Here is a 4,121-nt window from a genome sequence, read left to right as displayed (position 1 = left end):
CATATAGAGAGAAGAATCATACCTAAAAACGCAGACCCGACAAGAACGCATCTGAACAGGGTACTTATAGAATACCCCGATGGCGTTCATGGCAGGGATGAAGCGATTGCCCACAGGCTGAACACGGCAGGCATCAAGCGGAAGATTACACATGACCAAGTCCGTGTAGTCCGAGTGGTTCTGTCGGGAACACATGAGGACATGATGGACATACAGGAAAACGGAAGACTTGACGAATGGTGCAGCGACAGCATCCAATGGCTGCAAGCCACATTCGGCAGGGAGAACGTGGTTGCCGCCCATCTTCACATGGACGAGAAGACACCGCATATCCATGCAGCCATTGTTCCCATCGTGACAGGTGAAAGGCGCAAAGCCAAGAAAGAGCAGGAAGACGGCAAACGGAAGTATCACAAGAAAGCAAATACCGTCCGTTTGTGTGCCGATGACCTGTTCAACCGTCAGACCTTGATTGCGTACCACGACAATTATGCAAGGGTTATGGCTAAATACGGATTACAGCGAGGTGTGCGAGGTTCCGAAGCACGGCACACCACCACGACACAGTATTATCGGGACATACAGAAAAAGAACGCTGCCCTTGATGCAGAAAACAAGCGGTTACAGGAGCAGAAAACCGAAACCGAACAGGAACTCAGACAAGCCAAGAAAGAGGTACAGACCGAGAAACTGAAAGGTGCAGCCACCACCGCAGCGACCAACATAGCTGAAAGTGTCGGTTCTCTTTTCGGGAGCAACAAGGTCAAGACTTTGGAAAGGGAGAACACCGCCCTGTATCGGGAAGTTGCCACCCATGAGGAAACCATTGAGATACTGCAAAACCGCATACACACGATGCAAACCGAGCACAACCGCCAGTTGTTGGAAATACAGCAGAATCACCGTAAGGAGATGGCGGAAAAAAGTGTCAGACACAAAGATGAAGTATCAGGTTTGAAACGCATTATCGAAAAGCTGTGTGCATGGTTTCCTATGGCAAAGGAAATTATGAGAATAGAGAGCCTGTGCCGCCTTGTCGGGTTCAATGAAAGGCAGACCACGACATTGACTTATGGTAAGCCTTTGATATACGAGGGCAAACTTTATTCGGAGGAACATAATCGGAGTTTTACGACAGAAAGAGCAGGCTTTCAAGTGGTGAAAGACCCTGCGGACAAGTCTAAACTGACACTCGTAATCAACCGCCAGCCCATAGGCGAATGGTTCAGGGAACAGTTCGACAGGCTACGGCAGAGCATACGACAGCCAATTCAACCACAAAGGAAAAGTAGAGGAATTACATAAGTAGTTAAAACAGATTGCAATAAGCCTCCGATAATCGTATTTCCCTATCAGAGGCTTATTGCTGTTTAGATTTAGTTACGTTTCATAAATCATGATTTTTGTTTTTGATTGTCGACCTTTCTAAGTTGTGGAAGACATAAGGCTATTATAGCGAGAAGCAGAATAGCCATACCTGAGAACAAAAACCAACGGTTTACCCCGATTTGGTCTGCAAATGCACCCGACACTACCAACCCAAGCGGCATGGCAAACGACATGATGCTGCCAAGAAGTCCGAAAACACGCCCTAAATACTCGGGTTGTATCTGTTCTTGAAATAGCGCGGTCTGTACTCCATTATAGAATGGGGCAGAAAAGCCCATCAACGTACAACATATCGCAAATATCATAAAACCATTGGTTGGTAGCAAGCCGGAAACAGTCAATGACACTCCCATAAGAAAGATAGAGCCGATGATATTTGCCATGCGCTTTTTGAAACCTCCCCATGCGCCCAATAGAAGTCCGCCCAACAACATACCAACTGCAAAAACAATTTCCACCACGGAAGCATGCAAGGTACTTCCCTCGAAATAATTCATACTCATCAGCGGAAATAGCGCATTGATTGGCATATAAATGAACATATTGATTGCTCCTATCCAAAGCAATGTGAAAAGAGCTTTATTTTGTCGTATTGCGTTATAGCCAATGCGCAGTTCGGTGAAAAAGTTTTCTTGCTGCAGCGCTTCAATCGGTTGTTTTGGGATGTGAACCATTGCAACAGTGATACAGGCAATTATTGCTCCGAATACGTCAAGGGCAACCGCAGAATTCAACCCCCATTTTGCATAGAGAAAAGCGGCAATTGCCGGACTTAGGATGAAACTTGCCGATTGGATGGACTGGGTGTAGCCGGCACATTTGACTAACTGTTCTTCAGGCACTAAAAGAGGTGTTACCGCACTTAACGCAGGGGAATGGAATGCAGTGCCAACGCTTCTAATGAAGAGGATGAGCATTACTATCCATACAGGTAGTTCCGCTGACAGGGAAATTACGGTAAGTACCAGTCCAGCACAAGCTATGATGACATCTGCACCAATCATGACCATTTTCCGGTTCCAGCGGTCAACAAGTACTCCGATTGCAGAACCTAAAACCGCTTGAGGTAGAAACCCAACCAAGGTCGCCATTGACAACACCATCGCAGACCCTGTTGTATTTGTCAGATGCCAGATGATGGCCATTTGAAGAACCCCACTTGTTATCAGGGACACAGCTTGCCCCGCCCATATTGTATAGAAATCTTGTTTCCAATTTCTGATTTTTTCCATTTGAATTTTTCCTTTTATCTTTTGAATGTTTCTTGATTTTATAGCACAAAAAATCTCTCGACAAGCCTGAAATAGCATGCCGGATTACAAAGACAATGACATTCAAATCGAATTAATTAGATTTGAATGTGGAAAAATTACCAAGGTTTATGATATGCAATATTAACGGTGTTTTTACCTGTTAATATTGTACAATTGTTCATAATCATATTGAAAACCACTATATATGTTGCGACTTATCTTAATTGGGATGGTATTATATGCACACCGAATCCGCTGCAAAGTTACAATAAATTATTCGATTTTTGCACTAACTAAAGTAAAGAATTTCAATGCTTCCTGAATTTTGCCTTTCCTTTTTTATCCAAATCTGCAAAAAATAACGGCATAAGCAAATAGGTATATATCGAAAGGCAAAAAATGGCGAATACTGTTTGTATTGGATACTATATCAAAGATTTGTCGTATCTTTGCACCTGAAAGAGTTATTTGATAGTAAAACACCGCAAAACGCTGAAAATCGCACGGTTTCCTAGTCGTTACCATTACTTTTCAGATACTCCGTTAAATGTTTATTCATCAAACGGTTAGACGAAACCGTTCAGAATTTAAAATAAACGATTTGGCTATATCGTAATATCCCAATTGCATTAACGCCCGTTCCACATAATCTTGAATTACTTCAACGGGCACCGGCTTGTTGGCATAAACAAGACGAATTAGTTTATCAACGGACTTCACGATCTCTGGGTCATATTCTGTATGCTTACTATCAAAGGCTTTCTTTACAGCATTGCCTATTTTTACAATGTCAAAATTTACAATCTGACCATTTCTTTTTTGTACCTTCATTCTATTTTTCTATATTTTTCTACAGCTTCTTTAAATTGATGAGTTTTGGCGTATCCACAGCACTTCAGTTCGGGACAAAAACCACGATAAACACATGATGGAACACATTTGCTTACAAGAATTGGATCTATTTTTTCTAATTCATTCAGCATCAGCACCCATGCCTCTTTAGTTTCTTTGGAAGCACAATTGCATAACCTTACTCTTGAAATTGCCATTATTTCTTGTGCATTGGCGGTCATATCCATTTCATTCAACTCTCCTTGCATATGTTCTCCTCTGGGAATCTGTGACCCAGTACGATCTGGACGTTGCGTATGAACAAACTTCTCACAACCTATGTGATGCCGAACAAAATGTACTGTCACCCATTGAGGTACTTGTTCCCATGTCCATTCATATTCTAATAAACGAATAGGAGAATGCTCTGCCAATAGCATTTTAGCTTTCCATGAATTGGATGGTTCTTTATCAAGTGGTGGTTTGCCAACAGTTCTGCGTGCCGCATTTAATACACGATTCCAGGAAGTAACTGGACTTAATTTGGTTACTTTAGTCATGTTCTTTTATTTTAAGGTGAGTTCTATCAATTCAATTTATCCTCTTGTATCAGACAGCAGAACTCTTTAACTGCCCAATTTGTGAGCT

The 4,121-nt window shown here is 42.3% G+C and carries 4 protein-coding genes; 1 reads left to right on the top strand and 3 read right to left on the bottom strand.

Annotated elements, in window-relative coordinates; genetic code table 11:
* Window positions 1-1,305: MobV family relaxase (gene mobV / locus AB5903_RS21935; protein ID WP_368118291.1), on the top strand; the 1,305-nt coding region annotated here is incomplete at its 5' end.
* Window positions 1,306-1,394: 89 nt separating this feature from the next.
* Here the strand turns inward: mobV and AB5903_RS21930 are convergent.
* The 3 genes from AB5903_RS21930 to AB5903_RS21920 form a co-directional block, all read right to left on the bottom strand.
* A complete protein-coding gene (locus AB5903_RS21930; RefSeq protein ID WP_016564142.1) occupies window positions 1,395-2,621 on the bottom strand; it encodes an MFS transporter in 1,227 nt (408 codons plus the stop codon).
* Between the two features lie 579 nt (window positions 2,622-3,200).
* Window positions 3,201-3,473 carry an ATP cone domain-containing protein gene (locus tag AB5903_RS21925; protein WP_368118290.1) on the bottom strand — a complete coding sequence of 91 codons (273 nt, stop codon included), beginning with the start codon at window positions 3,471-3,473 and terminating at the stop codon, window positions 3,201-3,203.
* On the bottom strand, window positions 3,470-4,033 hold the full coding sequence (locus AB5903_RS21920) for a hypothetical protein (protein WP_060386289.1): 564 nt from the start codon (window positions 4,031-4,033) through the stop codon (window positions 3,470-3,472). The genes AB5903_RS21925 and AB5903_RS21920 overlap by 4 nt, the downstream gene beginning before the upstream one ends.
* Between the last annotated feature and the right edge of the window lie 88 nt (window positions 4,034-4,121).

Source organism: Bacteroides sp. 2201st1_D9_2201SCRN_220225 (assembly GCF_040928965.1).
Lineage (GTDB): Bacteria > Bacteroidota > Bacteroidia > Bacteroidales > Bacteroidaceae > Bacteroides > Bacteroides stercoris.
The sequence above is the reverse complement of the archived record's forward strand: the minus strand, read 5'-3'. Positions and strand labels throughout refer to the sequence as shown.